Raw genomic sequence first — 23720 nt, 5'->3', positions numbered from 1 at the left:
GGTCCTCGACATGATCGCGTTTTTCACCGACCCCCGGAACCTGTTGAGCCTGGGCGTGGCCCTGGCCGTGTTCGCCACCCTGGTCAGCCTGCTGGGGTCGTTGGGCGGCGAGGTCAAGCTGGAGAGCCGGATGAAGGCCGTCGCCCTGCGTCGCGACGAGCTGAAGCGCCGTTCGCGCCAGGCCATGGCCACGGGGCCCGGCGGCCTGCGACACACCGACGACGGCTTCAAGAAGCGCGTTGTCGACCGGCTGAACCTGAGCAAATTGATCGAGGATCCCAAGGTCACCGAACAGATGGCCCAGGCCGGCTACCGGGGACCGAAACCCCTGACGACCTTCTATTTCTTCCGCTTCTCGATGCCGTTCGCCTTTATGGCCTTCACGGCCTTCTATCTGTTTGTGTTCAATGATTTCGGCCTGCCGACGATGACGCGGGTGACGGCGGTGATGGCCTCGGCCCTGGCCGGCTTCTATGCGCCGAACATGTATATCTCGAACCGGATCTCGCAGCGCCGGACCTCGATCATGCAGGCCTTTCCGGACGCGCTGGATCTGCTGCTGATCTGCGTCGAGGCCGGGATGTCGATCGAGGCGGCCATCCAGAAGGTCAGCCAGGAGATCGGGGGCTCATCGATCGATCTGGCCGAGGAACTGACCCTGCTGTCGGCCGAGCTGAGCTATCTGCCCGACCGGCGCATGGCCTATGAGGGCCTGGCCAGGCGCACCAATCATCCGGGCGTCCGTTCGGTGGCCACGGCCATGACCCAGGCCGAGACCTATGGCACGCCGCTGGGCACGGCCCTGCGAACCATGGCCAAGGAGAACCGGGACCTGCGCCTGTCGGCGGCCGAGAAGAAGGCCGCGGCGCTGCCGGCCAAGCTGACGGTGCCGATGATCCTGTTCTTCCTGCCGGTTCTGTTCATCGTCATTCTGACCCCGGCGATCATCAACATCCAGGATACGATGGCCAAAGGCGGCTAGGGGGCGGTCAGGGCCTCGCGGCGCAGGCCCTCGGCCACCGCCTCGCAGGCGGCGCGCAGGGTCTTGCGGTGCCGGTCGTGGAACAGTTCGCCGCGCAGGCCGGAGAAGATGAAGCCGTTGGCGACGATACAGCTGCCCGGGACCAGCTCCTCGATCTCGAAATAGCGGACCACATCGAAGGCCCAGCCACGCTTCTCGGCCCAGATCAGCTGGGCATAGGGCTGCCAGTCGGCGATGCGCACCGTGGTCGGCCGCTGGGTCAGGCCGGGAATGGTCTCGGTCAGGCTGATCCGGCCGCCGAAGGCGATGGCACCTTCCAGTCCGGTCTCCACCGGATTCCAGCGGTTCCAGCCGGGCAGGTCGGACAGGATGTCCCAAAGCCGCTCGGTGCTGGCCTGAACTCCGACGCGTTTCTCGATCTTGGCAGTCTCCATGGGCGGGGTTTCGCACGGCTCCGTTGCGGAAGGAAGATGCTCAGCGGTTGCCTTCCGGACCCGGCTGGGACGCCGGAGGGGTCACGGACGACGGGCCATCGGCGGCGGGCGTCGCGGCCAGGGTCAGGCGACGCAGCTGCGGGCTGGTGAAGCAGACCAGGAAGGCGATCGCCAGCAGCACCGCGTTGGCCAGGAAGGGGGCGGGCATCGCCAGCTGGTACAGGGCGACGCCGATCACCGGCGGGCCGAGGAAGCTGAGACCGGCGACCGACATCATCAGCCCGGCCACGGAGCCCTGCTCATGATCGCCGACCGCCAGGGACGACCCGGCGGTGAAGCCCGGCCGGGCGAAGCCGATCCCCATAGAGATCACCGCATAGCCGACCACGGCCCCGAAATAGCCCGGCGCGGAGATGCTGAGCAGATTGCCGATCAGGGCGATCGCCGCCCCCCAGCGCATCAGGGCGTGGGGTTGCAGCTTCAGCAGCGGGATCAGGCCCCACTGCACCATCAGCGTGCCCAGCGCCCCGGCGAACATGGCCAGGCCGATAAAGGGCTGGGCCGCGCTGACGCTGGTCCCGCCGCGCCCCATCTCGTCGATGATGTGAAAGCCCAGCACCGAGATGTTGACCGCCTGGGTGCCGGTGACCAGCAGGCCGTAGATCAGGAAGGCTCGGACGCGACGGTCCTTCCACAGGCCCCGGCCGACCGCGTGGTCCGGCTTGCCGCTGGGCGAGGGGATACGCACGACCTCGCCGCTGGGCAGGCGTCGCCAGACCAGGAACAGTACCGCGGCCCCGAGGGCGGCGAAGGCATACATGGGGCCGGCCAGGCCGATCAGGGGCAGGACGAAAAAGGGAGCCAGCACCGGCCCGGCGACCGTGCCCAGCCCCTGGGCCGAGGCCAGCAACGACATGGCCTGGGTGCGGTCCGCCGGTCCGGTCCGGTCGGCGACATAGGCCTGGGAGGCGATCGGCGCGGCCGAGCCGAACACGCCGTAGACCGTCCGGGCCAGCACCATCAGCACGAAGGCCACGCCGACGCCGAGCCAGCCCTCGATCCCCGAGGTCACGGCCAGGCCGAATCCGGCCATGGAGGCGGTGAAGCCGCCGAGGCCGATCATGATCACCCGCTTGCGGCCCAGACTGTCCGACAGCCGGGCCCAGAAGGGCGAGGCCAGGGTCCACATCAGGGCCGAAATGGCGAAGGCGGCGGCGACGAGGGTGTCGGCCAGGCCGAACTCGCGACCGATGGCCGGCAGCACCGACTGCAGGCCCATATTGCCGGCCGCGGCGACCAGGCTGACGGCGAACAGGATCATGAAGGCCGGGGAGCGGGCGCTCAGGCTCCGGGCGGCGACGGGCTCGCTCATGCGGTGGCGCTGCCGCGGAGCGTGGGCCGCTTCAGGCGGATGTCGAATGGAGGAGTCTGGGTCACGACCGATTGCGCCTCCCGGGCCTTGCCGGCCGTCAGATCCATCCAAAGCGCCCTTGTCCGCACCGGGTTCCCCCCGACGCTGAAACGACCGGGCAGCGTCACGGCGCATCGGCGGCACCTCCGCGCCACGCTGCACACCCGGGCTTTCGCGAAGTCGATGGCCATCGGGTCAGGATCGGCGTTCGCCGCGCCTTGCACAAGGGATCGCGTACGGCCCATCATCACCCCGAACCGGGAGATGCCGATGTCCATTCGCCAGCTGATCACCGGGACCGCGCTCGCGCTGGTCCTGTCGGCCGGAGCCGTCCAGGCCCAGACGACGCATCCGGCCGCTGACACCGCCGTCGTGGCCGCCGCAGTCGAGGGGATGATGCCGGAGGTGGTCGGCTGGCGCCGCGACTTCCACCGTCATCCCGAACTGGGCTTTGCCGAGGTCCGCACCGCGGCGATCATCGCCGCCCATCTCGAGTCGCTGGGCATGGAGGTGCGCACCGGGGTCGGACGCACCGGGGTTGTCGGCATTCTCAGGGGCTCGCGGCCCGGCCGCACGGTAGCGCTGCGCGCCGACATGGACGCCCTGCCGGTGCTGGAAGCCACGGGTCTGGCCTTCGCCTCGACCGATACCGGCCAGTACATGGGCCAGACGGTGCCGGTGGCCCACGCCTGCGGCCACGACGCCCATATGGCCATGCTGATGGGCGCGGCCGGGGTGCTGGCCGGTATGAAGGACCAGATCGCCGGCACGATCGTCTTCATCTTCCAGCCGGCCGAGGAAGGGGCACCGCCGGGCGAGCCGATGGGCGGGGCGGCCCTGATGATCGCCGAGGGGGCCCTGGCCGATCCGCAGCCCGAGGCCATCTTCGGCCTGCATGTGGTGCCGGGTCGTCCGGGCACCATCTTCTACAAGCCGCAGGGGTTCATGGCCGCCTCGGACCGGATCGACATCACCCTGCACGGCAAACAGACGCACGGAGCCTGGCCGTGGCGCGGCATCGACGTGATCGCCGTGGCCGGGCAGGTGGTCGAGACGCTGAACACCCTGACCGCCCGCACCGTCGACCCGACCACCACCCCGACGGTGCTGACCATCGCCACCATCAATGCCGGGGTGCGCTACAACATCATTCCCGACGAAGCGGTGCTGTCGGGGACGTTGCGCACCTTCGACATCGCCCAGCGCGACGCCCTGGTGGCCCGGGCCGCGGCGGCGGTCGGTCATGTGGCCGAAGCCTATGGGGCCACGGCCGGGTTCGCGGTGAAACAGAATGCGGCCCTGGTCTATAACGACCCGGGCCTGTCCGCCTGGATCGCCCCGGTGCTGACCGAGGCGGCCGGCGCGGGCCAGGTCAATCCGGCCAGTCCGCCGACCACGGTGGCCGAGGACTTCAGCTATTTCCAGCACGAGGTCCCGGGCGTGTTCTGGCATCTGGGGGCCAGTCCCGACGGCGTCGACCCCGCCACCTCGGCCCCGAACCATTCACCGCAGTTCGACGTCAATGAAACGGTGCTGGCGGTCGGCGTCCGCGCCCATGTGCTGACGGCGCTGCGGTTCCTTGAGCGTTAGCCGAGCCGTTCGAACACGGTGGTGATCACGCGCTGGTAGACCTCGGTCAGGGCCTCGATCTCGGCCACCGGCACGCGTTCGTCGATCTGGTGCATGGTCTGGCCGACCAGCCCCAGTTCCAGCACCGGGCACATGGCGCGGATGAAGCGGGCGTCGGAGGTGCCGCCGGTGGTCGAGGCCACCGGGCGGTGGCCGCACGCCGCCTCGACCGCATCCTGCACGGCGTGGATGAAGGGGCCCGGCTCGGTCAGGAAGGCATTGCCCGAACACAGGTGTTCCAGCTCGATCCTCTGGCCCGAGGCGACCTGGGCCAGGCCGGCCTGGACATTGAGCCAGGCGATCAGCTCGTCACCGGTATGGGTCGGGTTGAAGCGGATGTTGAGCCGGGCCCGGGCCTCGGCCGGAATGACGTTGCTGGCGTCATTGTCGATGCTGATGGTGGTGATCTCGAGGTTCGACGGCGGGAATTCCGGATAGCCCTCGTCCAGCACGTGATCGTTCAGCGCCGTCAGCAATTTTGCCAGCACCGGGGCCGGATTGGCGGCGCGATCGGGATAGGCGACGTGGCCCTGTTTGCCGTGGACGGTGATCCAGCTGTTCAGCGAGCCGCGCCGGCCGATCTTGATCATGTCGCCCAGATGCATCGCGGACGACGGTTCGCCGACGACACAGGCGTCGATGGTCTCGCCCTCGGCCATCAGGGTCTGGACCACCCGCTTGGTGCCGTGCAGGGCCGGGCCCTCCTCGTCCCCGGTGATCAGGAAGGATAGGGAGCCGGCCGGCTCCCCCTCGGCCAGCAGACGCGAGACGGCGGCGATCCAGGCGGCGATTCCGCCCTTCATGTCGACCGCGCCGCGCCCATACAGGATGCCGTCGTGGATCTCGGCCTCGAACGGGGCGGCGGTCCAGGCGGCGGCCGAGCCGGTCGGCACCACATCGGTATGGCCGGCGAAACACAGGTTGGGCGAGGCCGCGCCGCGCCGGGCGTACAGGTTCTCGATGCCCTCAAAGGGCATACGACGGCAGTGGAAGCCGAGGCCCGTCAGCAGGGTCTCGATCAGGTCCATGGCCCCGGCGTCGACCGGGGTCACCGACGGTCGGCGGATCAGGTCGCGGGTCAGGTCGACGGGATCGATCAGGGCAGGGGGTGCGTCACTCATGGTCCTATGCTTTAGGGACATCGGACCAGCGCGAGAAGGGGCGACCCGACATGCCGAAGATCGAGATCGACACCGCCCCGACGGTGAACGGCACCACCTATCCCGAGGAATTCGCCGCGCCGTGCAAGCCGCGCCGTCGCCGGCGACTGGGCGAGGCGGTCGGACTGGACCAGTTCGGGGTCAATCTGCTGCGCCTGCCGGCCGGAGCCTGGTCGAGCCAGCGCCACTGGCATGAGACCGAGGATGAGTTCGTCTGGGTCGTGTCCGGCGAGGTGGTGCTGGTCGAAAACGACGGCGAGACGGTGCTGAGCGCGGGCGACTGCGCCGGCTGGAAGGCCGGGGTGGCCAACGGCCATGTGCTGCAGAACCGCTCGGACTCCGAGGCCGTGTTGCTGGAGGTCGGCAGCCGCAATCCCGGTGGCGACGGGGTCGACTATGCCGACATCGACATGGTCCTGGTGCGGGGCGGTGACGGCTACCAGCATCGCGACGGCACGCCCTACCCCAAACATGACCGACGCAGCTGAGCCGGCCCCGCCGGGGGCATCCGGCAGCGATCCGTGGAAACTGCGCGATTTCCGCCTGCTGTGGCTGGGGCGGCTGGCGGCCGTGTTCGGCATCCAGGTCCAGTCCTCGGCCCTGTTGTGGCAGGTCTATGAGATCGCCCGGCGCGACCATCCCATAGAGCAGGCCAGCCTGTATCTGGGACTGGTCGGTCTGGTGCAGTTCCTGCCGATGCTGGCCCTGACCCTGCCGGCGGGCGAGATGGCCGACCGGCGCGACCGGCGGATGACGGTGGTCGCCTCCATCAGCGTCGAGGGGGCCTGCGCCGTCGCCTTCCTGGCCATGGCGCTGCACGGCTCACCGCCGCTCTGGGGGTTGCTGACGGTGGCCTGTGTCTTCGGGGCGGCGCGCGCCTTTCTGGCTCCGGCCAGTCAGGCCTTCCTGCCGATGGTGGTGGGGATGAAGGCCCTGCCCAAGGCCATTGTCGCCCAGTCGCTGGCCTTCCAGACCGGGGCCATCGCCGGGCCGGCCCTGGGTGGGGTCATTGTCGGGGTCTCGACGCCGCTGGCCTATGGTGTGTCGCTGGGCATGTTCGCGGTCGGTCTGGCGGCCATGCTGCTGATCCGCACCAGCGGCCGACCGGTACGGCTGAACGGACTGATCCGGCGCTGGGCCGCGGTCAAGGAGGGGCTGCACTACGTCTGGTCGACGCGCATCGTCCTGGGCGCGATCTCGCTGGACCTGATCGTGGTGCTGCTGGCCGGGGTGGCCCTGCTGACCCCGGTGTTCGCCCGCGACATATTAATGATCGGACCGGAGGGCTTCGGTCTGCTGCGCGCGTCGTTCGGGGTCGGGGCCCTGGTCATGGCCCTGTATCTGGGACGGTTTCCGATCCTGCGGCGCGGCGGCGTGTGGATGTTCGGGGCGGTGGCGGTGTTCGGCCTGTGCACCCTGGTTTTCGGCCTGTCCAAGGTCGCCTGGCTCAGCGCCCTGGTGCTGTTCATCGGCGGGGCCGCCGACATGATCAGCGTCAACATCCGCCAGACCCTGATCCAGATCGCCACGCCCGATCACATGCGCGGCCGGGTCTCGTCGGTGTCGATGCTGTTCATCGGGGCCTCCAACGAACTGGGCGAGGCCTATTCCGGGGTCATGGTCCGGCTGATGGGACCGATCGGCGCGGCGGTGTTCGGCGGGGCCGCCGCCCTGGGCGCGACCGGCCTCTGGGCCAAATTGTTCCCGGGCCTGCGCAAGGCCGACCGGCTGGGCTAGGGGCGGATGCCTAGGCCGGCGCGCCGGGGTTGAGGGTCGGGACCACCTTCGGATCGGTCGTCAGGACCGCGCCGACGGAAGCCACCACGATACAGACGATGGCCAGCCATTGCAGGCCGCTGAGCTGTTCATGCAGCAGGAACAGACCCGCGACGGCCCCAAGGGCCGGTTCGGCGGACAGCAGGACGCCGAAGGTCCGCTTGGGGATGTGGCGGAGGGCGATCATCTCCAGCGAATAGGGCAGGGCGCTGGACACCAGGGCCACGCCGAGCCCCAGCAGCAGGACGGACGGGACCAGCAAGGCCGGACCGGCGCTGACGATGCCGAACGGCAGGATGACCACGGCGGCGGTGCTCATGCCCAGGGCAACCGACTGGCCGGCGTGCATGTGCGACAGCCGCTGTCCGAAGATGATGTACAGGGCCCAGAACAGGCCCGCCGTGGCCGCAAAGGCAATGCCGACCGGATCCAGCGCAAACAGGCCGCCGCGCAGCGGCAGCAGCAGCCCGAGGCCGATGACCGCGCAGGCGACCCAGACGAAATGGATCCAGCGTCGGGCATGGACCAGCGCCAGGGTCAGGGGGCCGGCGAATTCGATGGCGATGGCCGGACCCAGCGGAATGGTGCGCAGGGACAGGTAGAAGGTCAGGTTCATCAGCCCCAGAACCAGGCCGTACATCAGCACCCGCCCGGCGTCGGCCCGGCTGAGCCGGAACCGCCACGGTCGCCAGACGCAGACCAGCACCAGCGCCGACAGGCCGACCCGCAGGGTCGAGGCTCCTTCGGCACCGATGACCGGGAACAGCTGTTTGGCCCACGACGTCCCCACCGTCAGCGACACCATCCCGCCCAGCAGGGCCAGATAGGGCAGGGCCGTTATCGGGTGCGGAGTCGGGGCGGGGTGCGGGTCGGCGATCGACATGGCGACCGATATAGCGGGCCGGGCGAACCTTGCACCGCGGAAATCAGGCCCGGGTCATCCGGCGGCCGTGGCGGACTCCGGGGTCCGGTCCCTCACCAGGGCCGGAAATGCTTGCTCAGCTTCAGGCCCTGGCTCTGGTAGTGGCTGCCGCCCTCGCCGTAGAGGCGGGTCGGGCGTTCGATCAGGGGCTCATAGACCAGCCGCGCAACGATCTGGCCGTGTTCCAGCAGGAAGGGGGTGTCGTGGGTCCGCACCTCCAGCACGCCCTTGGAGCCTGCGCCGTGCGCCTCGTCCGTGCCGAAGCCGGGGTCGAAGAAGCCGGCGTAGTGGACCCGGAACTCGCCGACCGAGGGATCGATCGGGGTCATTTCGGCGGCCTGGTCGACCGGGATCTCGACATCATCGCTCGAGGCCAGAATATAGAATTCGCCCGGGTCCAGCAGCAGCTGGCCGGCGCGCAGGCTCAGGGGCTCCCAGAAGTCGCGCGGGTCGTGGCCGTCGATATGGTCGAGGTCGACGACGCCGGCGTGACGACGCCCGCGGAAGCCGACGATGCCATCGGTGGTGCCGTCCAGGTCGACACCGACGCTGCGGGTCTCCAGCTTGGGCGGTTCGCCGGCCTTGAGGCGCAGCTGGTTCAGCCGGGTGCCGGGCCGGACCAGGATGGAAAAGGTCTGGGGCGCGATCTCCAGATACAGGGGGCCGTCATAGCCTTCGGCCACATCGTCGAACCGGGCCCCGGAGTCGGTCAGCAGGCGCACGAAGACATCAACCCGGCCGGTCGAGCTCTTGGGGTTGGCGCGGGCGATCAGGCCTTTGGGCAGGGTCAGCCGCTCCTGCAGGCGGGCGATATAGACGCAGCCCTTTTCCAGCACGAAGCCGCCGGACAGGTCGATGGTGTGCATCGAGACGTCGGCGATCCGGTCCTCGACCCTGCGGCTGCCGGGCAGGAAGGAGGCGCGCACGCGCCAGGCCTGGTCGGACAGGCGCAGGTCGAGGCTGGCCGGCTGGACCTGATCGACGTCAAGCGGGGTGTCCGAGGTGATCGCGCCACCGGCGATCAGGGCCTCGATCGACTGGCAGGGCAGGATGCCGGGCGGGGTGTTTTCAGAGAACTGCATAGGGTCTGATTACACGTTTTTGCGGCCGGTCTAACCCCCGGGATGCTTGACGGCGGCGTCGGTTGCGGGACCATGGGGCCATGCATGACACCCACGCCTATGAAGCCGAGACCGACGGGATCGTCGTACGGGTCCGCCCCTCCTATCTGGCCGGCCAGTCCGACCCCGACTCCGGACGTTGGGTCTGGGCCTATCAGGTCGAGATCGAGAACCGCGGCCCGGCGACGGTGCAGCTGATCGCGCGGCACTGGATCATCACCGACGCCCGCGGCCAGATCGAGGATGTGCGGGGTCCTGGCGTGGTCGGGGAACAGCCGACCATTCCGCCCGGCGACAGCTATTCCTACACCTCGGGCTGTCCGCTGGGCACGGCCTCGGGCTCGATGGCCGGCAGCTATTCGATGACCGATACCGAGGGGCGAACCTTCGAGGCCGCGATTCCCGCCTTCAGCCTAGACGTTCCGGGCGAGCGGCGGGTGCTGAACTAGGCCGGGTCTCAAGCCCCGAAGGGGCGGGTGAGGGACTGCGTCAACCCGGATAACCGCAGTCCCGCCCCGTGTCCCGCCGGCGCAGGGCCAGCGGGGCGGACGGCGGCTCCATAGGAGCCATCTGTGTTGGTCGTTTGACCAAATTGCAAAGGGCGCACGAAACGAATCCGTGCGCCCCCGGCGCGTTCACGCGCCCGCGCTCAAGTAGCGCGAAGCGCGATAGCGCCCTTGTTAGATATACCGACGCAGGCTGCGGGCCAGTTCGGTGGCACCGTCCTTGTTGCCGCGGCGCACCTGGGGCTGGTAGGCGACCCGGGCGTGCTCGATGCAATAGACGCCTTCCGAGGCGCGGCGGCCGCAGAAGCTGAACTCGCGCGACGACGGATCACCGATCGGCCATTTGCACATGTGCGCACCCAGGGTCATCACCGTGGCGGTGCCGGGCATTTCCGGCGGACGCTCGGGCGTCGGCGGCACGGGAACGTTCGGGCGCAGCTGGGCCGTCTCGATGCGGCGCGGGGCCGACGGCTGGGCCGGAGCGTCCGGCCGCGGACGGGCGGCGCGGAAGGTGGTGCGCGCCGGCTGCGACGGCGCGGCACGGCCTGACAGGCCGAGGCGGTGCACCTTGCCGATCACGGCGTTGCGGGTCACGCCGCCGCCCAGTTGTTTGGCGATCTGGCTGGCGGATTGCCCCTCAAGCCAGAGCTTCTTCAGCGCGCCTACGCGGTCTTCGGTCCAGCCTGCGGTCATGCCACCCTCCCCGGGGTAAAACAGATCAATATCTAGGGGGCTGGCTCCGTTCTGGGGTCAGCACCTACCACCACTTGTAAACGAGACGTTAACGGACGCAATATCTGCGAATCAGTGTGTCCACAGAAACCACATGTTGAATCGGCGGTATGTGAAACGCCCTGTGGACGGCCCCGCCTTGCGCCGGGGCCTTGCCGGGGGCATCTGGCGGTCATGACCGATCTCGCCTCAACCCGCCCGTCCGGCCTGCCGCGGCCCCGTCGTCACAACGGGGTCAACTGGATCGGGGTACAGACCCTGTATCTGCGAGAGGTGCGGCGCTTCTGGAAGGTCGGGGCCCAGACCGTGGCCGCCCCGGTGGTGACGACCCTGCTCTATATGCTGGTCTTCGTGGTGGCCCTGAAGGATGCGCGTCCTCCCCTGCACGGCACGTCCTTCGCCGAGTTCGTGGCGCCGGGCCTGATCATGATGGCGGTGCTGAACAATGCCTTCGCCAATGCGTCGTCCAGCCTGATCCAGGCCAAGATCATGGGCACGGCCACTGACTTTCTCACGCCGCCGCTGAGCCCGCTGGAGCTGACCGTCGGCTTTTCGCTGGGTGCGGCGACGCGCGGCATCGTGGTCGGGGTGGTCACCGCCGTCTGTGTGCTGCCGTTCGCGAAGCTGGGCGTGGCCAATCTGTTCGCCATCGTCTGGTTCGGCGTCGTCGCCTCGCTGCTGATGGGTATGCTGGGCGTGCTGGCCGGTCTGTGGTCCGAAAAGTTCGACCACCTGTCGGCGGTGCAGAATTTCGTGGTCATGCCGATGACCTTTCTCAGCGGCACCTTCTATCCGATCGACCGCCTGCCCGAACCGTTTCGTTCGATCAGCCACTTCAACCCGTTCTTCTATCTGATCGACGGCTTCCGTGCCGGCTTCATCGGCCATGCCGACGGCAGTCTGATGATCGGGGTGGCGGTCAGCGCGGTCCTGACCCTGGCCCTGGCGGTGGCCTGCTGGCTGGTATTCCGCTCGGGCTGGCGGCTGAAGAGCTGAGCCGGAAACGACCCCGGGCTGGTGTTGACTAACCCCGGTGCCGGGTCGACAAGGAGAGACCCTTTTTCAGCGGTCCCGGCGCATCCTGCGGCGGGGCCGTCTCTCTTTTGGAGGTCCGACCGTGTCCAGCCATCTCATGGGTGTCTATAATCGTGCTCCGGTCGAGGTCGAGCGCGGCGAGGGGGCCCGGCTGTATGCGGCGGACGGCACCGTCTATCTGGACTGCGTCTCCGGCATCTCGACCAATGCGCTGGGTCATGCCCATCCCAAACTGGTCCAGGCGGTCAAGGACCAGGCCGAGAAGCTCTGGCACGTCTCCAACATCTTCAAGATCCCCGGCCAGGAGGCCCTCGCCGACCGGCTGTGCGAGAACAGCTTCGCCGACGTGGTCTTCTTCACCAACTCCGGGTCGGAGTCGGTGGAATGCGCGCTGAAGACGGCGCGCAAATACCATTCGGCCAACGGCCAGCCCGAGCGGATCGAAATCTACGGCTTTGACGGCTCCTTCCACGGCCGCACCTACGGAGCCATCAACGCCGCCGGCAACCCGTCCTATGTCGAGGGCTTCGGGCCGCGCCTGCCCGGCTACAGCCAGCTGGTCTGGGGTGACCGCGAGGCGCTGGAAGCCGCCTTCAGGAACCCGACCACGGCCGCCGTGATCATCGAACCGGTCCAGGGCGAGGGGGGCGCGCGCGCCATCCCCGAGGAAGACCTGCGCTGGATGCGCGAGATGGCCGACGCCAACGGCGTGCTGATCATCTTCGACGAGGTCCAGTGCGGCATGGGCCGGACGGGCAAGCTGTGGGCCCATGAATGGGCCGGCATGACCCCGGACATCATGGCCATTGCCAAGGCCCTGGGCGGCGGCTTCCCGGTCGGGGCCTGCCTGGCCACGGCCGAGGCGGCCAAGGGCATGACCGTCGGCGTGCACGGCTCGACCTTCGGCGGCAACCCACTGGCCATGGCCGTGGGCATCGCCGCCTTCGACGAAATCTCGAAACCCGAGACCCTGGCCAACGTCAACGAGATCGCCGGCTATCTGAAGCAGCAGTTGCACGGGCTGAAGGAACGCTTCCCGGACGTCATCGCCGACGTGCGCGGCAAGGGGCTGCTGATCGGCATCAAGCTGGTCCCGAACAATCGGGAATTCATGGGCTGGGCCCGTGACGAGAACCAGCTGCTGGTCGCCGGGGGCGGCGACAACTGCGTGCGCCTGCTCCCGCCGCTGATTCTGAGCCGCGACGAGGCGGCCGAGGCGATCGCCCGCTTCGAGAAGACCTGCGAGTTCGCGCGCGGCAAGATGGCGGGCTAGCGGATGGTGCGGCATTTTCTCGATATCCATCGGCTGTCGGCCGAAGACCTGCGCGGCATTCTCGACGACGCCCATGCCCGCAAGGCCGCCCGTCAGGGCTGGCCGAAGGGGCGGGTCGACGCCGATGCGCCGGCGGCCGATCACGTGCTGGCGATGATCTTCGAGAAGAATTCGACCCGTACCCGCTTCAGCTTTGACGCCGCCATCCGCCAGCTGGGCGGAGCCTCGATCATCGCCAATGCCGGGGACATGCAGCTGGGGCGCGGCGAGCCGGTCGAGGACACGGCCCGCGTCCTGTCACGCATGGTCGATGCCGTGATGATCCGCGCCAACAGCCATGACGATGTCGAACGCTTTGCCCGCGTCGCCACCGTGCCGGTCATCAACGGTCTGACCGACCGCAGCCATCCGTGCCAGATCCTGGCCGACCTGCAGACCATCGAGGAGCAGCGCGGGCCGATCGCCGGCAAGACGCTGGCCTGGGTCGGGGACGGCAATAACGTCTGTCACAGCTTCATGCACGCGGCCCCGAAATTCGGCTTCCGCTTCAAGGTCGCCTGCCCGGCCGACTATCACCCCGACCTGCGCGACCTGGCCCGGGGCGGCGATCACGTCACCCTGACCAGCGACCCGCGCGAGGCGGTGGCCGGAGCCGATGTGGTGATCACCGATACCTGGGTGTCGATGGGTGACGGCGACTACGAGGACCGGCTGGCCGCGTTCGAGGCCTATTCGGTCGACGCCGCCCTGATGGCCACGGCGGCCTCCGACGCGGTCTTCCTGCACTGCCTGCCGGCCCACCGCGGCGAGGAGGTCACCGATGCGGTGATCGACGGCCCGCAGTCGCTGGTCTGGGACGAGGCCGAAAACCGTATCCACGCGCAGAAGGCCGTGCTGGCCTGGTGTCTGGCGGGCTGAACGCCCCGACGCGGTGGCAAGCCGTCCTGTCGGTCCTCGTCTATCTCAGATTGACGTCCGCCACGCCGCCGGCGTCGGGCGTGGTGCCGGTCAGATTGGCCTTGGCGACCTCGTAGAAGAAGCGGACCGGGCCCTGGTTCGACAGCCAGATACGGCCGTCGTCGGCGGCGAAGCGCAGCAGGGTCAGGTGCGGGTCGTCCTTGCCGTCCGGATACCAGGCGGCGACGACCGGATTCCAGTATTCATCGATCCGCGCCCGGTCATGCGACTGTGACAGGGTGCCGTGGATGCAGGCCCAGACCTCCTGGTCCTTGGAGCCATAGGTGAACATGGCGCTCTGCGGGCCGGCGGCGACGTCGCGGGCCAGGTCGGTGTCGGTACGGGTGAAGAACCATATGGTGCCGGTCTCCGCCTCGCGGAAGGCGGTCATCGGCTGGCTGTGATAGCCGGGCTGGTCGAGGCCGAGCATGCCGGTGTTGGAGGCCTTCAGGTGGTTCCAGAATTCCTGCTCGGCCTCGGCGGCGGTAAGGGGCTTGTCGCTCATCGCTGTCTCTCCTGATCTCGGGGGGCTGGATCAGGAATGGGTGACGACGACAGTCGTTCCGGCCGGTACCCGCCTAGTAGGTTCGCTGCGGGACGCCGAGCACAGTGCCGAGGTGGATCGCCAGAATGAACACGGTCGCCGCCGACAGCAGCATGATGAAGCGCCACGGGACCATGCGCACGCCGCGCCGCGGATCCCAGGGTCGCGCGCCGCGCCAGCCGGAGAAAACGGTCATCGCCACGGCGGCGACCAGCAGCGTCAGGGTCAGGGTCAGGTTCACGCGTCAGCAGATGGCGGGCACCACGTCCCGGCGCAAGGCCGGAGTCCTTGCCAGAAGGTTAATCTTCACCTTCGGTTAACCATGATCAGGCGAGAAATCGGCGGGGCGGGCGCGCTGTCCACAGGAACATGGTGTGCCCCCTACATCTTGGGGTTAACCATGCGTTTACACCCCTGATCTGGGCGTCTAGCGTTCAGGTTACAGGTCGGGAGTCGAATCAGTGAGCGCAGCCGCGCCGTGGAGCGTGAAGGGTATCGAACCCAAGGCGCGTGAGATCGCCAAGGATCTCGCGCGGCGTTCGGGTATGACACTCGGCGAGTGGCTGAACACGATGATTCTCGAAGACGATGATGACGGGGTCGTGCCCCTGTCACGTCGCGACCATGCCGCAGACTCCATCGATCGCCGGGGCCGCTACCGGCGCGTCGACGACGCCTATTCCAGCCAGGACGCGCCGTGGGACCGGCTCAGTGCCTCGGTCGACGCCATCGCCGCCCGGCTGGAAGCCTCCGAGCGCCGGTCGACCGTAGCCATCCAGGGGGTCGACCAGGCGGTGACCGGGCTGGTCCGCCGGCTGGAAAGCCAGGATCAGAAGGGCGACGCCACCGGCCGCCGCATCGACGACATCGCCGAGGAACTGCGCGAGGGCCACAAGCGGCTGCGCCGGTTCGAACAGGAGGTCGGTCCGCGCACGGTCGAGACCTTCAGCAAGGTCGAGACCACCCTCGGGAACCTGGCCGGACGGCTGTATGACATCGAGGAGCGCCAGCGTTCCGGTGTGAACGAACTGCGTCAGCGCATGGACGCGGTCGAAAAGGTCGCCGGTCCCGGTACCGGAACCGACGTGATGGCGGCGGTGGCCGCCCGTCTGGACTCGGCCCAGGCCTCGACCGGCGAGGCCCTGCGCGGCCTGGAGCGGGCCTTTGCCGGTCTCGACCAGCGGCTGCGCGCGGCCGAGACCCAGGGCGGGCCGGACAGCTCGCGTGAGGCCGCCCGGTTCGAGAAGCTGGCCGAGACCCTGTCACGTCAGGTCGAGACCAATCGCGCCGAGATGATGCGCCGGCTGGACACCGCCGAAACCGAAAACCGCATGGCGCGGATCGAACAGACAGTCCTGTCGGTCGGCGAGCAGGCCCGGACGGCCGAGCAGCGCTCGGCCCAGGCCGTCGAGGCCATGGGGCGTGAGGTGCTGCGCATCGCCCAGAACCTGAACGGCCGGGTCAGCGCGATCGAGACGGACGTGCCGGCGCGGCTCGAGCGGCTCGGGACCACGCTGAACCAGAAGGTCGAGCAGGATATCGGGCGCTATGCCCAGGCCGTGGACCACAAGCTGGTCGCTGCCGAGGACCGTCACGTTCTGGCGCTGGAGAAGCTGGGTGGAGAGATCACCCGTATCTCCGACCGTCTCAGCGACCGTATCGCCCAGTCCGAGCGCCGCTCGTCCCAGGCGCTGGATGATATCGCCAAGCGTCTGGCCGACAGCACATCGACCGTCGAACAGCGCTTCGAGCGCACCTCGGGCGAACTGGCCGAACGGGTGCGGCTCAGTGAACAGCGTACCGCCCAGCTCCTGACCGACGCCCGTGACAGTCTCGAACAACGGAGCGCCGCCGCCGTCGAGAAGGCACCGGCCGCTCGTCCTGACTGGCGGGCCACCGCCTTCCAGGACGATGATTTCACCAGCAGCTTCGAGGATGACGCCGCCTGGACCGACGCCGCCATCACCGGAGAACCGGAGCCGACGCCGTTCCCGACTCCGTTCATGGAGCCCGAGGGCACGGCGGCCGTCGCGCCGACCCCCGCTCTGGCCCCGGCCCCCTCGGCCGCCGCCATGGCCGCAGACGTGGTGCGCGAGGCCGTGCTGCGCGCGCCGGAGCCGGATCCGGTCGCCCCGGCCGATTCTGAGCCGGTCAATGTTCCGTTCGGACGGTCGACCGCCGCCTCACCGCCGCGGGCCGGTTTCGGCGGTGCTGATGTGTCTGACGCCTTCGAGGCGACGGCAACCGCCGCGGCTTCGGTCGGGCCCGACACCGAGACCGACGACTTCGCCGCCGAGACCGATTTTGTTGATCCCCGGGCCCTGCGTGCCGCCGCCGCCGCCGGCCGGGCCAGCACGACCCGTCAGGCCATCGAGGCCGCCCGTGCCGCCATGGCCCCGGCCGAGCCCGAGGCACCGGCCCGTTCCGGCTTCGGTCTGAAGCGGGGCGGCAAGTCCCGGCTGCAGGAACGTCTCGACAAACAGGCCGCCCGCGACGGCGGCACCATTCGCAAGGCGCTGGGGGCCTCGGTCGCGGCGGTCTGTCTGATGGTCGGCGGCACCTATGCCTATGATCAGCTGACCGGTGAGGGCGGCCTGCCGCAGTTGCCGTTCGGCGGCTTCGGAAGCGGATTCGGCGACAACGCCACGGCGGGTCCGCTGCTGTCGATGGCCACCAGCCCGACGTCCGACCTGCCGCCGCCGCCGGCCGGGCCGGCGTCGGAAGAAGAGACTTTGTACGCCAGCGCGCGTGAACAGCTGGACGCCGGCGACGTGCTCGGCCTCGAGACCCTGACCCGGGCCGCCAGCCTGGGCTATGCGCCGGCCCAGCTGCATCTGGCCGGTCTGTTCCAGACCGGCGACAACGGCGTGGCGGTGAACCTCGAGGAAAGCCGTCTGTGGGCTCGCCGTGCGGCCGAAAGCGGCGATCCGCGCGGCATGCACGCCTATGGCATGTATCTGTTTGACGGCGTCGGCGGGCCGCGCAATCGGGCCGAGGCACTCGACTGGTTGCTGAAGGCGGCCGGACGCGGCCTGATTGACAGCCAGTACAATGTCGCCCGCATCTATGAGAACGGTGAAGAGGGCGTCGCCCCCAATGTCGGCGAAGCCTACAAATGGTACATGATCGCAGCGCGCGCCGGTGACGATGACGCCCGCGCCGCCGCCGAACGGCTGGGCGTGTCGGTCCCGGCTTCCGCCCGCCGCGTGGCCCGCGCCGCCGCGGAAAACTTCAAGGCCGCGCCTCTGGCCTGAATATTGATCGATGACATCCGCCTGTGGCGTGCATTGGCTGGCGAGTAGCCTCCCGGGCCGCTAAGAGGTTTTCACCGTCGCCCTTTCCGGCGCCTAGCGTTCGTTCCAGCCGAAGGCGCGTCCTTTGGATATCTATCTTCCGATCGCCGAGGTTTCGGTGAACTGGCCGTTCCTGGTGATCCTGGGCGCGGTCGTTGGATTCGTGTCCGGTCTGTTCGGGATCGGGGGCGGGTTTCTGATGGCCCCGATCCTGGTGTTCATGGGCATTCCGCCGACTGTGGCGGTGGCCAGCCAGGCCAGCCACGTCGTGGCCTCCTCGACGTCTGGCGTGATCAGCTATTCCGGCCAGGGGCTGGTCGACTATCGCATCGGCGGAATCATGGCCGGCGGCGGCTTCCTGGGCGCGCTGCTGGGCGTCGAGATGTTCCGCTATATGCGGCTGCTCGGTCAGGCCGACCTGGTGGTGGCCGTATCCTATCTGCTGTTTCTCGGCGTCATCGGTTCGCTGATGCTGAACGAGAGTCTGACCGCCATTCTGCGCCGCCGGCGCGGCGAGACGCCACCGCGCAAGGAACGGCGTCGCCCGATGTGGCTGTACGGCCTGCCCTTCCGCATGCGCTTCCCGCGCTCCGGACTGTACATCAGCGTCATCCCGCTGGTGGCGCTGGGCGGGTTCGTCGGCATCCTGTCGGCCATCATGGGGGTCGGCGGCGGCTTCATCCTGATCCCGGTCATGCTCTATGTGCTGCGCATGCGGGCCAGTGTCGTGGTCGGCACCAGCCTGTTCCAGATCATCATCACCACGGCCATCACCACGGTACTTCAGGCGGGCCGGAACCAGACCGTCGACATCGTCCTGTCGTCCCTGCTGTTGTTCGGGGGTGTCGTCGGGGCCCAGTACGGCGCGCGCCTGTCGGGCCGGTTCCGCGCCGAATCCCTGCGCGCAGTCCTGGGTCTCATCGTCCTCGCCGTCGGTGTCTATATGGGGCTGGAGCTGTTCATACGGCCCGGGGACCTGTTCAGCCTGGCCCCGGGGGTGTCGGACTGATGATGCAACTGCCCCCGCCCCCGCCGGCCTATGAGGCCCTGGCCCCGGAACGCTCGGTGGCGACCCAGGGCGACCTGCGGGTCGCCGCCGCCCTGACCGATGCCCGGGTGCGGGTCGACTCCAGCTTCAGCGGGGCGTCGATCGTCCTGTACGGCGCGGTGTTCAATCCGAGCGACCGGCCCGCCGATGTCGTGGTGGTGGTGCGGGGCCCGGACGCCCCGGTGCGTCTGGTCAAACGGTCCCGCAATCTCGGTGTCTGGCTCAACAGCCGGCCGGTTCTGTTCGAGGGGGCTCCCGGCTTCTACATGACGGCCTCGACCCGGCCACTGGGCGATATCGCCGACTTCGGCCAGCTGCGCCGGCTCGGTGTCGGTGTCGACCACCTGCGGATCGACGCCCCCGAGGAGGCCAGCACGGTGACCCGCTACGGGGTGCGCGACGTGGTCATCAGCCGGCTGGGCGAGGACTATCTGGACTGGCGCCGGGCCGTGATCCGGCTGCGCGAGGCGGCGGCCCTGTACAATACCGATCCGGACGGGGTCCAGTTCGTCGACAAGGGCTTGTTCCGGGCCGAGGTCGAGCTGCCGACCGTGGCCCCGACGGGCCAGTATTTCGCCGAGGTCTGGCTGTTCCAGGACGGGGCCCCGGCCTCGGTCTCCAACCTCACCCTGACGGTCGAGAAGGTCGGGTTCGAGCGTGAGGTCTATGAGTTCGCCCACCGCCGTCCGTGGCTGTACGGGATCCTGTGTGTGTTGCTGGCGGCCTTCACCGGCTGGGGCGCGAGCCGGATCTTCCGACGTAACTGATCGCGGACGGTCCGCCGGCTGGATCGAGGCTGTCGATCAGGGCCGTCGCCAGGTCACCGTGTCCGGCCACCTCGACCCGCTCCAGGGCCAACCAGCGCGCGGTCCGGCGCAGCTCTTCAGCCAGCGCCGCCGGGGTTTGGGCATCGGTGTCCGGTTCGCGCCAGGCTGCCTGGACGCGCAGGACCCCCGCCTTGCGATCGGCCTTCAGGTCGACCCGGGCGGTGATGGCCTCGTCCTGCAGGAACGGCAGCACATAGTAGCCGTGCACCCGCTTGTGCGCCGGGGTGTAGATCTCCAGCCGCACCCGCACGCCGAACAGGCGTTCGGTGCGCTCCCGAAACCAGATCAGATTGTCGAACGGCGACAGCAGGGCCCGGGCCGTGATGCGCCGGGGCTTGCGACAGGCCGGGTCCATGAAGGCCGGCCTGTCCCAGCCCTCGACCGTCACCGGGATCAGCTCGCCCGCCTCGACCAGCTCGGTGATCCGGGCCCGGGTGTCGGCCAGCGGCAGACGGAAATAGTCGCGCAGGTCTGCGGCGGTGGCCACGCCCATGGCCCGTGCGGAGATCCGGACCAGGTCGCGCTGGGCGTCGGCCGCGTCCGGGGTCGGGCGGTCGATGATGGCGGCGGGCACGACCCGTTCGGTCAGGTCATAGACACGCTCGAAGCCGCGGCGGGTGGCGGTGGTGATCTTGCCGGACCAGAACAGCCATTCCAGCGCCCGCTTGCCGTCGGACCACGACCACCAGCCGGGCGCGCCCCGCGGCCCGGTGGCGAAATCGCCGCCGGTGACCGGCCCGCGCTGCTCGATCTCGGTCAGGATGCCGTCGATATAGGCGCGCCGCTCGCGCCCGAAGCGGGCCGTGCCGCTCCACAGACCTTCCCCCGCTTCGGCCCGGGCCATCCGCCAACGGAACAGGGGCTGGCTCTCCAGGGGCAGCAGCGAGGCCTCATGGCCCCAGTATTCGAACAGGCTGGGGGTCCGGCCCCAGGCCTCGGCCTCCAGCGCCTCGCGTGGATAGTCGCCCAGGCGCGAGAAGGCCGGCAGGTAATGGGCGCGGCTGACGACATTGACACTGTCGATCTGGATCACGCCCAGATCGCGGGCGGTCTTGCGCAGGTGACGGGCCGTCGCCGCGTCGGGCCGGGCGACGCCGAACCCCTGGGCAGCCAGGGCGATGCGCCGCGCCTGGGCGGCGGAAAGGCGTACCGTCCGGGTCACACCGGGCCTAGCGGGCCGCGAACTCGCTGAGCGCGTCGATCACCGCCCGGTTCTGGTCCTCGGTGCCGACGGTGATGCGCAGGCAGTCGGGCAGGCCATAGCCGCCGACGGCGCGGACGATGATGCCCTTGCCGTTCAGGTAGTCGTTGGCCGCCGCGGCGTTGCGGGCCGCGTCCGGGAAACGCACCATGACGAAATTACCGGCGCTGGGCATGACCTCGAAGCCGAAGCCGCGGATCGCCTGGGTCAGGCGCGGCCGCCAGGTCTGCACGAGGTCGCGCGAGGCCTTCTGGTGCGCCTCGTCACCGAGGGCGGCGGTGGCGGCGTCCAGCCCGGGCACCGAGACGTTGAACGGCAGGCGGATGCGGTCAACCGCCTCGGCCACCTTCAACGGGGCATAGCCAAAGCCGATGCGCAGGCCGCCGAGGCCGTGGATCTTCGAGAAGGTGCGGGTGACGACGATGTTGGCGGCGTCGCGGGCCAGCGGGAAGGCGGTCTCCCAGTCGGGTTCGACCACATATTCGGCATAGGCCTCGTCGACGACCAGCAGGATGTGGGCGGGCAGGGCCGCGTGCAGGCGACGGATCTCCTCGCCGCTGTTGTAGCTGCCGGTCGGGTTGGACGGGTTGGAGACATAGACGATGCGGGTGCGGTCATCGACCTGCTCCAGCAGGGCGTCGACCTCGGCCTTGTAGCCGGGCTCCGGGGCCAGCTTGACCTCCGCCTGGTTGGCCTTGGCCGAGATGCGATAGGCGAGGAAACCGTACTGGCCGGTCACGATATTGTCGCCCGGGGTCAGATAGGTCTGGTTCAGCAGGGCGAAGACCTCGTCCGAGCCGTTGCCGAAGACCAGACGCTCGGGCTCCAGCCCGTGATGGTCGGCCACGGCTGCGCGCAATTTGGCGGCCCGGCCGTCCGGGTAGAGGTGGATAGTGCCGATGGCGGCGGCATAGGCCTCGCGCGCCTTCGCCCCGGCTCCCAGCGCATTCTCGTTCGACGACAGCTTCATCGGCTCGGCGATGCCGGCGATGGCGGACTTGCCGCCGACATAGGGGGCGATGTCGAGGATACCGGGCTTGGCGATCGGACCCTCGGCGGCGGCGGCGGTCGTGTCGTCGGTCATGCGGAATCCCTGGATTCAGAAGACGGGGGCCGCACCGATAATGCCGGCAAGGCTGCCCGGGGCACCGGTCAGGCGCGGGTCGTCCGCCTGCACATAGCCCGCCAGCATGAACAGCTTCAAGCCACCCGTCGCGATCAGGGGCGAGGCGACCAGTCCGGCGGCCTCGAGGGCGGCGACGATTTTGCTGTCGGGGAGGGGGCTGTCACTGACCCAGAAGGTTCGATCGTCGCCGGTGGGGCCTGACGGACGGGTCTCGATCATCAGGGCCAGGGGCTGACGGTGACGATCATCCGGCAGGGCCCCGGTGACGCGCAGGCCGGGTCGGGCCAGCAACTGACCCCACCAGGGTTTGCTGCCGCCCAGATCGATCAGGGCACGGCCGCCCGACTGGCCACGCTTGCGACCCCCGTCATTCACTGCCGCCAGCGCCGCGTCGGCGTCGGCGGCCACCTGGACCGTCAGGCCGTAGCGGTCGATCGCCAGGGTCCGGGCGGCTGGCCCCCAGACCGTCAGCACGGCCCCGGTCGCGGCGTCGAGCCGTCCCAGCAAGGCCCGAAGCAGGGGAATCTCGGCGGTCTCTGCCGTGTCCAGCTGGGCGCGAAGGGCGAGGATCTCGGCATCGACCGAAGTGCGGGCCCCGGCCTGGATCCGGGCCCGCAGCGCCGCCAGCAGATCCCGGTCGAGGGCATCCAGCGTCGCATCGACGGGCGGTTCCGTCAGCATCAGAACAGCTTGGGCGCGGAGGCCAGGGCGAACGGGCCCAGCCAGGTGCGGCCGTCGCGGAACACGAGGGGCAGGCTGACGGCCGAGGTGTCGCCGGTCAGGGCGGTCGCCGTCGCGGCTCCGGCGGCCGCGGCCCGGTCGACGCCGGAAACGCCCGAGCGCGCCAGTCCGGCCAGCGCCGGCAGGGGCTTGTCGGCGGTGAGGGCCACGGTGCCCTGCAGACGACCGCTGCTGTCCGCACTCAGGGTGTCACTGGACAGGGTCGCCGTGCTGACCCCGGCCTTCAACTCGCCGCGCACGGCGGTGAAGCGGCCGCCGGCCCTCGACCAGGCTTCCAGATCTCCGATCATGGCCGGGCCGCGCAGCCGGTCGCCTCCCTCGAGCGTGGTTTCGATCCAGCCCCCGACCGGTCCCTGGACGGCGAGGCCGTCCAGCACACCGCCCGGTCGCGCCCGGGCCTCGGTCAGACGAAACAGGACGTCGACCGGTCCGGTCGTCGCGTCCGCGCGGGCGCCGTCCGCCCCATGGGGCCGGGCGTTGATCTGCAGTTGCTCGGCCCGCAGGATCGGGAAGGGTGCGGCCCCGGGGTGGGGCGTGAAGACCGGCTTGTCCAGCTGGATGCGCAGATCGGGGAAACGGGCCTGGAGATGGCTGACGCTCATGCGCAGGGCCTCGCCCCGCAGCGCGACCTTGCCCATGTCGGGCCGGGTCAGCACCAGGCCGTCCGGGGCGATGACCACCCACCGATCGGGATTGTAGGTATTGGCCTCGGCGACCAGCGTCGGGGCCGAGATCGCGTGTCCGTCCGGCGCGGTCACCGTTGGATAGGCGACGGCGATCCGGGTGCGGAAGGGCCAGCCGGTGGTGGTGATCCGGCCGTGGCCGATATCCCAGCCCGCCGCCCGCATCGCGACGGCGCGGGCTTCGATGCCGGTCTCGATCCGGTGGGTCAGATAGAACCACCATCCGGTCCAGGCGGCCAGCAGGGTCAGGGCGATCAGCAGCGGCACATACAGGCCGGTGCGGCTGTGGCGACGGATCGGCGGAGTCACGGTCATGGGG

General features: G+C 69.2%; 24 protein-coding genes. 11 read left to right on the top strand and 13 right to left on the bottom strand.

Annotated features, from left to right (window positions below; all coding sequences use genetic code 11):
• Positions 1–10 precede the first annotated feature (10 nt).
• Positions 11–982 carry a type II secretion system F family protein gene (locus AACZ75_RS03925; protein ID WP_339871364.1) on the top strand — a complete coding sequence of 324 codons (972 nt, stop codon included), beginning with the start codon at positions 11–13 and terminating at the stop codon, positions 980–982.
• Here the strand turns inward: AACZ75_RS03925 and AACZ75_RS03920 are convergent.
• The 3 genes from AACZ75_RS03920 to AACZ75_RS03910 are packed head-to-tail and all read right to left on the bottom strand — an operon-like array spanning position 979 to position 3105.
• Positions 979–1416: an SRPBCC domain-containing protein gene (locus AACZ75_RS03920; protein WP_339871363.1), complete on the bottom strand. Its 438-nt coding sequence runs from the start codon at positions 1414–1416 to the stop codon at positions 979–981. The two genes, AACZ75_RS03925 and AACZ75_RS03920, sit on opposite strands and share 4 nt — an antisense overlap.
• 40 nt (positions 1417–1456) lie before the next feature.
• The gene (locus AACZ75_RS03915; RefSeq protein WP_339871362.1) at positions 1457–2788 is read right to left on the bottom strand and encodes an MFS transporter; all 1332 of its coding nucleotides are present in this window, start codon (positions 2786–2788) and stop codon (positions 1457–1459) included.
• The gene (locus AACZ75_RS03910) at positions 2785–3105 is read right to left on the bottom strand and encodes a hypothetical protein (protein ID WP_339871361.1); all 321 of its coding nucleotides are present in this window, start codon (positions 3103–3105) and stop codon (positions 2785–2787) included. Before AACZ75_RS03910 ends, AACZ75_RS03915 begins: the two co-directional genes overlap by 4 nt.
• Here AACZ75_RS03910 and AACZ75_RS03905 point away from each other — a divergent pair.
• Positions 3098–4417 (top strand): amidohydrolase, encoded by a 1320-nt coding sequence (locus AACZ75_RS03905; RefSeq protein WP_339871360.1) that lies wholly within the window; start codon positions 3098–3100, stop codon positions 4415–4417. The genes AACZ75_RS03910 and AACZ75_RS03905 overlap by 8 nt on opposite strands.
• Here AACZ75_RS03905 and dapE read toward each other — a convergent pair.
• Positions 4414–5577: a succinyl-diaminopimelate desuccinylase gene (gene dapE, locus AACZ75_RS03900; protein ID WP_339871359.1), complete on the bottom strand. Its 1164-nt coding sequence runs from the start codon at positions 5575–5577 to the stop codon at positions 4414–4416. The genes AACZ75_RS03905 and dapE overlap by 4 nt on opposite strands.
• Positions 5578–5627: 50 nt before the next feature.
• On the opposite strand from dapE, the gene AACZ75_RS03895 reads away from it, so the two are divergent.
• The gene (locus AACZ75_RS03895; protein ID WP_339871357.1) at positions 5628–6104 is read left to right on the top strand and encodes a cupin domain-containing protein; all 477 of its coding nucleotides are present in this window, start codon (positions 5628–5630) and stop codon (positions 6102–6104) included.
• Positions 6088–7353 (top strand): MFS transporter, encoded by a 1266-nt coding sequence (locus tag AACZ75_RS03890; RefSeq protein ID WP_339871356.1) that lies wholly within the window; start codon positions 6088–6090, stop codon positions 7351–7353. The genes AACZ75_RS03895 and AACZ75_RS03890 overlap by 17 nt, the downstream gene beginning before the upstream one ends.
• Before the next feature lie 10 nt (positions 7354–7363).
• On the opposite strand, the gene AACZ75_RS03885 is transcribed toward AACZ75_RS03890, so the two are convergent.
• Positions 7364–8275 carry a DMT family transporter gene (locus tag AACZ75_RS03885; protein ID WP_339871354.1) on the bottom strand — a complete coding sequence of 304 codons (912 nt, stop codon included), beginning with the start codon at positions 8273–8275 and terminating at the stop codon, positions 7364–7366.
• A gap of 92 nt (positions 8276–8367) precedes the next feature.
• Complete coding sequence (locus AACZ75_RS03880; protein ID WP_339871353.1) at positions 8368–9396, bottom strand: 2'-deoxycytidine 5'-triphosphate deaminase; 1029 nt, start codon at positions 9394–9396, stop codon at positions 8368–8370.
• Positions 9397–9476: 80 nt separating this feature from the next.
• Between AACZ75_RS03880 and apaG the strand changes: the two genes are divergently transcribed.
• Positions 9477–9884 carry a Co2+/Mg2+ efflux protein ApaG gene (gene apaG, locus AACZ75_RS03875; protein ID WP_339871352.1) on the top strand — a complete coding sequence of 136 codons (408 nt, stop codon included), beginning with the start codon at positions 9477–9479 and terminating at the stop codon, positions 9882–9884.
• 231 nt (positions 9885–10115) lie between these two features.
• Here the strand turns inward: apaG and AACZ75_RS03870 are convergent, their stop codons facing one another.
• Positions 10116–10634 (bottom strand): GcrA family cell cycle regulator, encoded by a 519-nt coding sequence (locus tag AACZ75_RS03870; RefSeq protein ID WP_339871351.1) that lies wholly within the window; start codon positions 10632–10634, stop codon positions 10116–10118.
• Between the two features lie 213 nt (positions 10635–10847).
• Here AACZ75_RS03870 and AACZ75_RS03865 point away from each other — a divergent pair, with 213 nt between their 5' ends.
• The 3 genes from AACZ75_RS03865 (at position 10848) to argF (ending at position 13899) form a co-directional block, all read left to right on the top strand.
• Positions 10848–11669, top strand: a complete 822-nt coding sequence (locus AACZ75_RS03865) for an ABC transporter permease (protein WP_339871350.1) — start codon at positions 10848–10850, stop codon at positions 11667–11669.
• A gap of 136 nt (positions 11670–11805) precedes the next feature.
• A complete protein-coding gene (locus AACZ75_RS03860) occupies positions 11806–12981 on the top strand; it encodes an aspartate aminotransferase family protein (RefSeq protein ID WP_339871447.1) in 1176 nt (391 codons plus the stop codon).
• 3 nt (positions 12982–12984) lie between these two features.
• Positions 12985–13899, top strand: coding sequence for an ornithine carbamoyltransferase (argF, locus tag AACZ75_RS03855; protein ID WP_339871349.1), 915 nt, complete (start codon positions 12985–12987; stop codon positions 13897–13899).
• 40 nt (positions 13900–13939) lie between these two features.
• Here argF and AACZ75_RS03850 read toward each other — a convergent pair whose 3' ends face one another.
• Complete coding sequence (locus tag AACZ75_RS03850; RefSeq protein WP_339871347.1) at positions 13940–14443, bottom strand: pyridoxamine 5'-phosphate oxidase family protein; 504 nt, start codon at positions 14441–14443, stop codon at positions 13940–13942.
• 73 nt (positions 14444–14516) lie between these two features.
• Complete coding sequence (locus AACZ75_RS03845) at positions 14517–14723, bottom strand: hypothetical protein (protein WP_339871345.1); 207 nt, start codon at positions 14721–14723, stop codon at positions 14517–14519.
• Positions 14724–14943: 220 nt separating this feature from the next.
• Between AACZ75_RS03845 and AACZ75_RS03840 the strand changes: the two genes are divergently transcribed.
• From AACZ75_RS03840 to AACZ75_RS03830, 3 genes are all read left to right on the top strand, one after another.
• Entirely contained in the window at positions 14944–17736 is a 2793-nt protein-coding gene (locus AACZ75_RS03840; RefSeq protein ID WP_339871343.1) for a hypothetical protein, read from the top strand.
• Positions 17737–17860: 124 nt separating this feature from the next.
• Positions 17861–18784, top strand: a complete 924-nt coding sequence (locus AACZ75_RS03835) for a sulfite exporter TauE/SafE family protein (RefSeq protein ID WP_339871342.1) — start codon at positions 17861–17863, stop codon at positions 18782–18784.
• Entirely contained in the window at positions 18784–19590 is an 807-nt protein-coding gene (locus tag AACZ75_RS03830) for a TIGR02186 family protein (RefSeq protein WP_339871341.1), read from the top strand. Before AACZ75_RS03835 ends, AACZ75_RS03830 begins: the two co-directional genes overlap by 1 nt.
• Here AACZ75_RS03830 and AACZ75_RS03825 read toward each other — a convergent pair.
• The 4 genes from AACZ75_RS03825 to AACZ75_RS03810 are packed head-to-tail and all read right to left on the bottom strand — an operon-like array spanning position 19550 to position 23716.
• Entirely contained in the window at positions 19550–20812 is a 1263-nt protein-coding gene (locus tag AACZ75_RS03825) for a winged helix-turn-helix domain-containing protein (RefSeq protein WP_339871340.1), read from the bottom strand. The genes AACZ75_RS03830 and AACZ75_RS03825 overlap by 41 nt on opposite strands.
• Positions 20813–20819: 7 nt before the next feature.
• A complete protein-coding gene (gene hisC / locus AACZ75_RS03820; RefSeq protein ID WP_339871339.1) occupies positions 20820–21935 on the bottom strand; it encodes a histidinol-phosphate transaminase in 1116 nt (371 codons plus the stop codon).
• A 15-nt stretch (positions 21936–21950) separates the two neighbouring features.
• The gene (locus AACZ75_RS03815) at positions 21951–22658 is read right to left on the bottom strand and encodes a hypothetical protein (RefSeq protein ID WP_339871338.1); all 708 of its coding nucleotides are present in this window, start codon (positions 22656–22658) and stop codon (positions 21951–21953) included.
• On the bottom strand, positions 22658–23716 hold the full coding sequence (locus AACZ75_RS03810) for a DUF2125 domain-containing protein (RefSeq protein ID WP_339871337.1): 1059 nt from the start codon (positions 23714–23716) through the stop codon (positions 22658–22660). Before AACZ75_RS03810 ends, AACZ75_RS03815 begins: the two co-directional genes overlap by 1 nt.
• Between the last annotated feature and the right edge of the window lie 4 nt (positions 23717–23720).

The sequence above is a fragment of the uncultured Brevundimonas sp. genome, assembly GCF_963975535.1.
Lineage (GTDB): Bacteria > Pseudomonadota > Alphaproteobacteria > Caulobacterales > Caulobacteraceae > Brevundimonas.
The sequence above is the reverse complement of the archived record's forward strand: the minus strand, read 5'-3'. Positions and strand labels throughout refer to the sequence as shown.

Bases quoted from the DNA above. Each gene is read 5' to 3' on its own strand.
- AACZ75_RS03925 (WP_339871364.1), top strand. From the start codon at position 11: ATGATCGCGTTTTTCACCGACCCCCGGAACCTGTTGAGCCTGGGCGTG.
- AACZ75_RS03920 (WP_339871363.1), bottom strand. From the start codon at position 1,416: ATGGAGACTGCCAAGATCGAGAAACGCGTCGGAGTTCAGGCCAGCACC.
- AACZ75_RS03915 (WP_339871362.1), bottom strand. From the start codon at position 2,788: ATGAGCGAGCCCGTCGCCGCCCGGAGCCTGAGCGCCCGCTCCCCGGCC.
- AACZ75_RS03905 (WP_339871360.1), top strand. From the start codon at position 3,098: ATGTCCATTCGCCAGCTGATCACCGGGACCGCGCTCGCGCTGGTCCTG.
- AACZ75_RS03910 (WP_339871361.1), bottom strand. From the start codon at position 3,105: ATGGACATCGGCATCTCCCGGTTCGGGGTGATGATGGGCCGTACGCGA.
- dapE (WP_339871359.1), bottom strand. From the start codon at position 5,577: ATGAGTGACGCACCCCCTGCCCTGATCGATCCCGTCGACCTGACCCGC.
- AACZ75_RS03895 (WP_339871357.1), top strand. From the start codon at position 5,628: ATGCCGAAGATCGAGATCGACACCGCCCCGACGGTGAACGGCACCACC.
- AACZ75_RS03890 (WP_339871356.1), top strand. From the start codon at position 6,088: ATGACCGACGCAGCTGAGCCGGCCCCGCCGGGGGCATCCGGCAGCGAT.
- AACZ75_RS03885 (WP_339871354.1), bottom strand. From the start codon at position 8,275: ATGTCGATCGCCGACCCGCACCCCGCCCCGACTCCGCACCCGATAACG.
- AACZ75_RS03880 (WP_339871353.1), bottom strand. From the start codon at position 9,396: ATGCAGTTCTCTGAAAACACCCCGCCCGGCATCCTGCCCTGCCAGTCG.
- apaG (WP_339871352.1), top strand. From the start codon at position 9,477: ATGCATGACACCCACGCCTATGAAGCCGAGACCGACGGGATCGTCGTA.
- AACZ75_RS03870 (WP_339871351.1), bottom strand. From the start codon at position 10,634: ATGACCGCAGGCTGGACCGAAGACCGCGTAGGCGCGCTGAAGAAGCTC.
- AACZ75_RS03865 (WP_339871350.1), top strand. From the start codon at position 10,848: ATGACCGATCTCGCCTCAACCCGCCCGTCCGGCCTGCCGCGGCCCCGT.
- AACZ75_RS03860 (WP_339871447.1), top strand. From the start codon at position 11,806: ATGGGTGTCTATAATCGTGCTCCGGTCGAGGTCGAGCGCGGCGAGGGG.
- argF (WP_339871349.1), top strand. From the start codon at position 12,985: ATGGTGCGGCATTTTCTCGATATCCATCGGCTGTCGGCCGAAGACCTG.
- AACZ75_RS03850 (WP_339871347.1), bottom strand. From the start codon at position 14,443: ATGAGCGACAAGCCCCTTACCGCCGCCGAGGCCGAGCAGGAATTCTGG.
- AACZ75_RS03830 (WP_339871341.1), top strand. From the start codon at position 18,784: ATGATGCAACTGCCCCCGCCCCCGCCGGCCTATGAGGCCCTGGCCCCG.
- hisC (WP_339871339.1), bottom strand. From the start codon at position 21,935: ATGACCGACGACACGACCGCCGCCGCCGCCGAGGGTCCGATCGCCAAG.
- AACZ75_RS03815 (WP_339871338.1), bottom strand. From the start codon at position 22,658: ATGCTGACGGAACCGCCCGTCGATGCGACGCTGGATGCCCTCGACCGG.
- AACZ75_RS03810 (WP_339871337.1), bottom strand. From the start codon at position 23,716: ATGACCGTGACTCCGCCGATCCGTCGCCACAGCCGCACCGGCCTGTAT.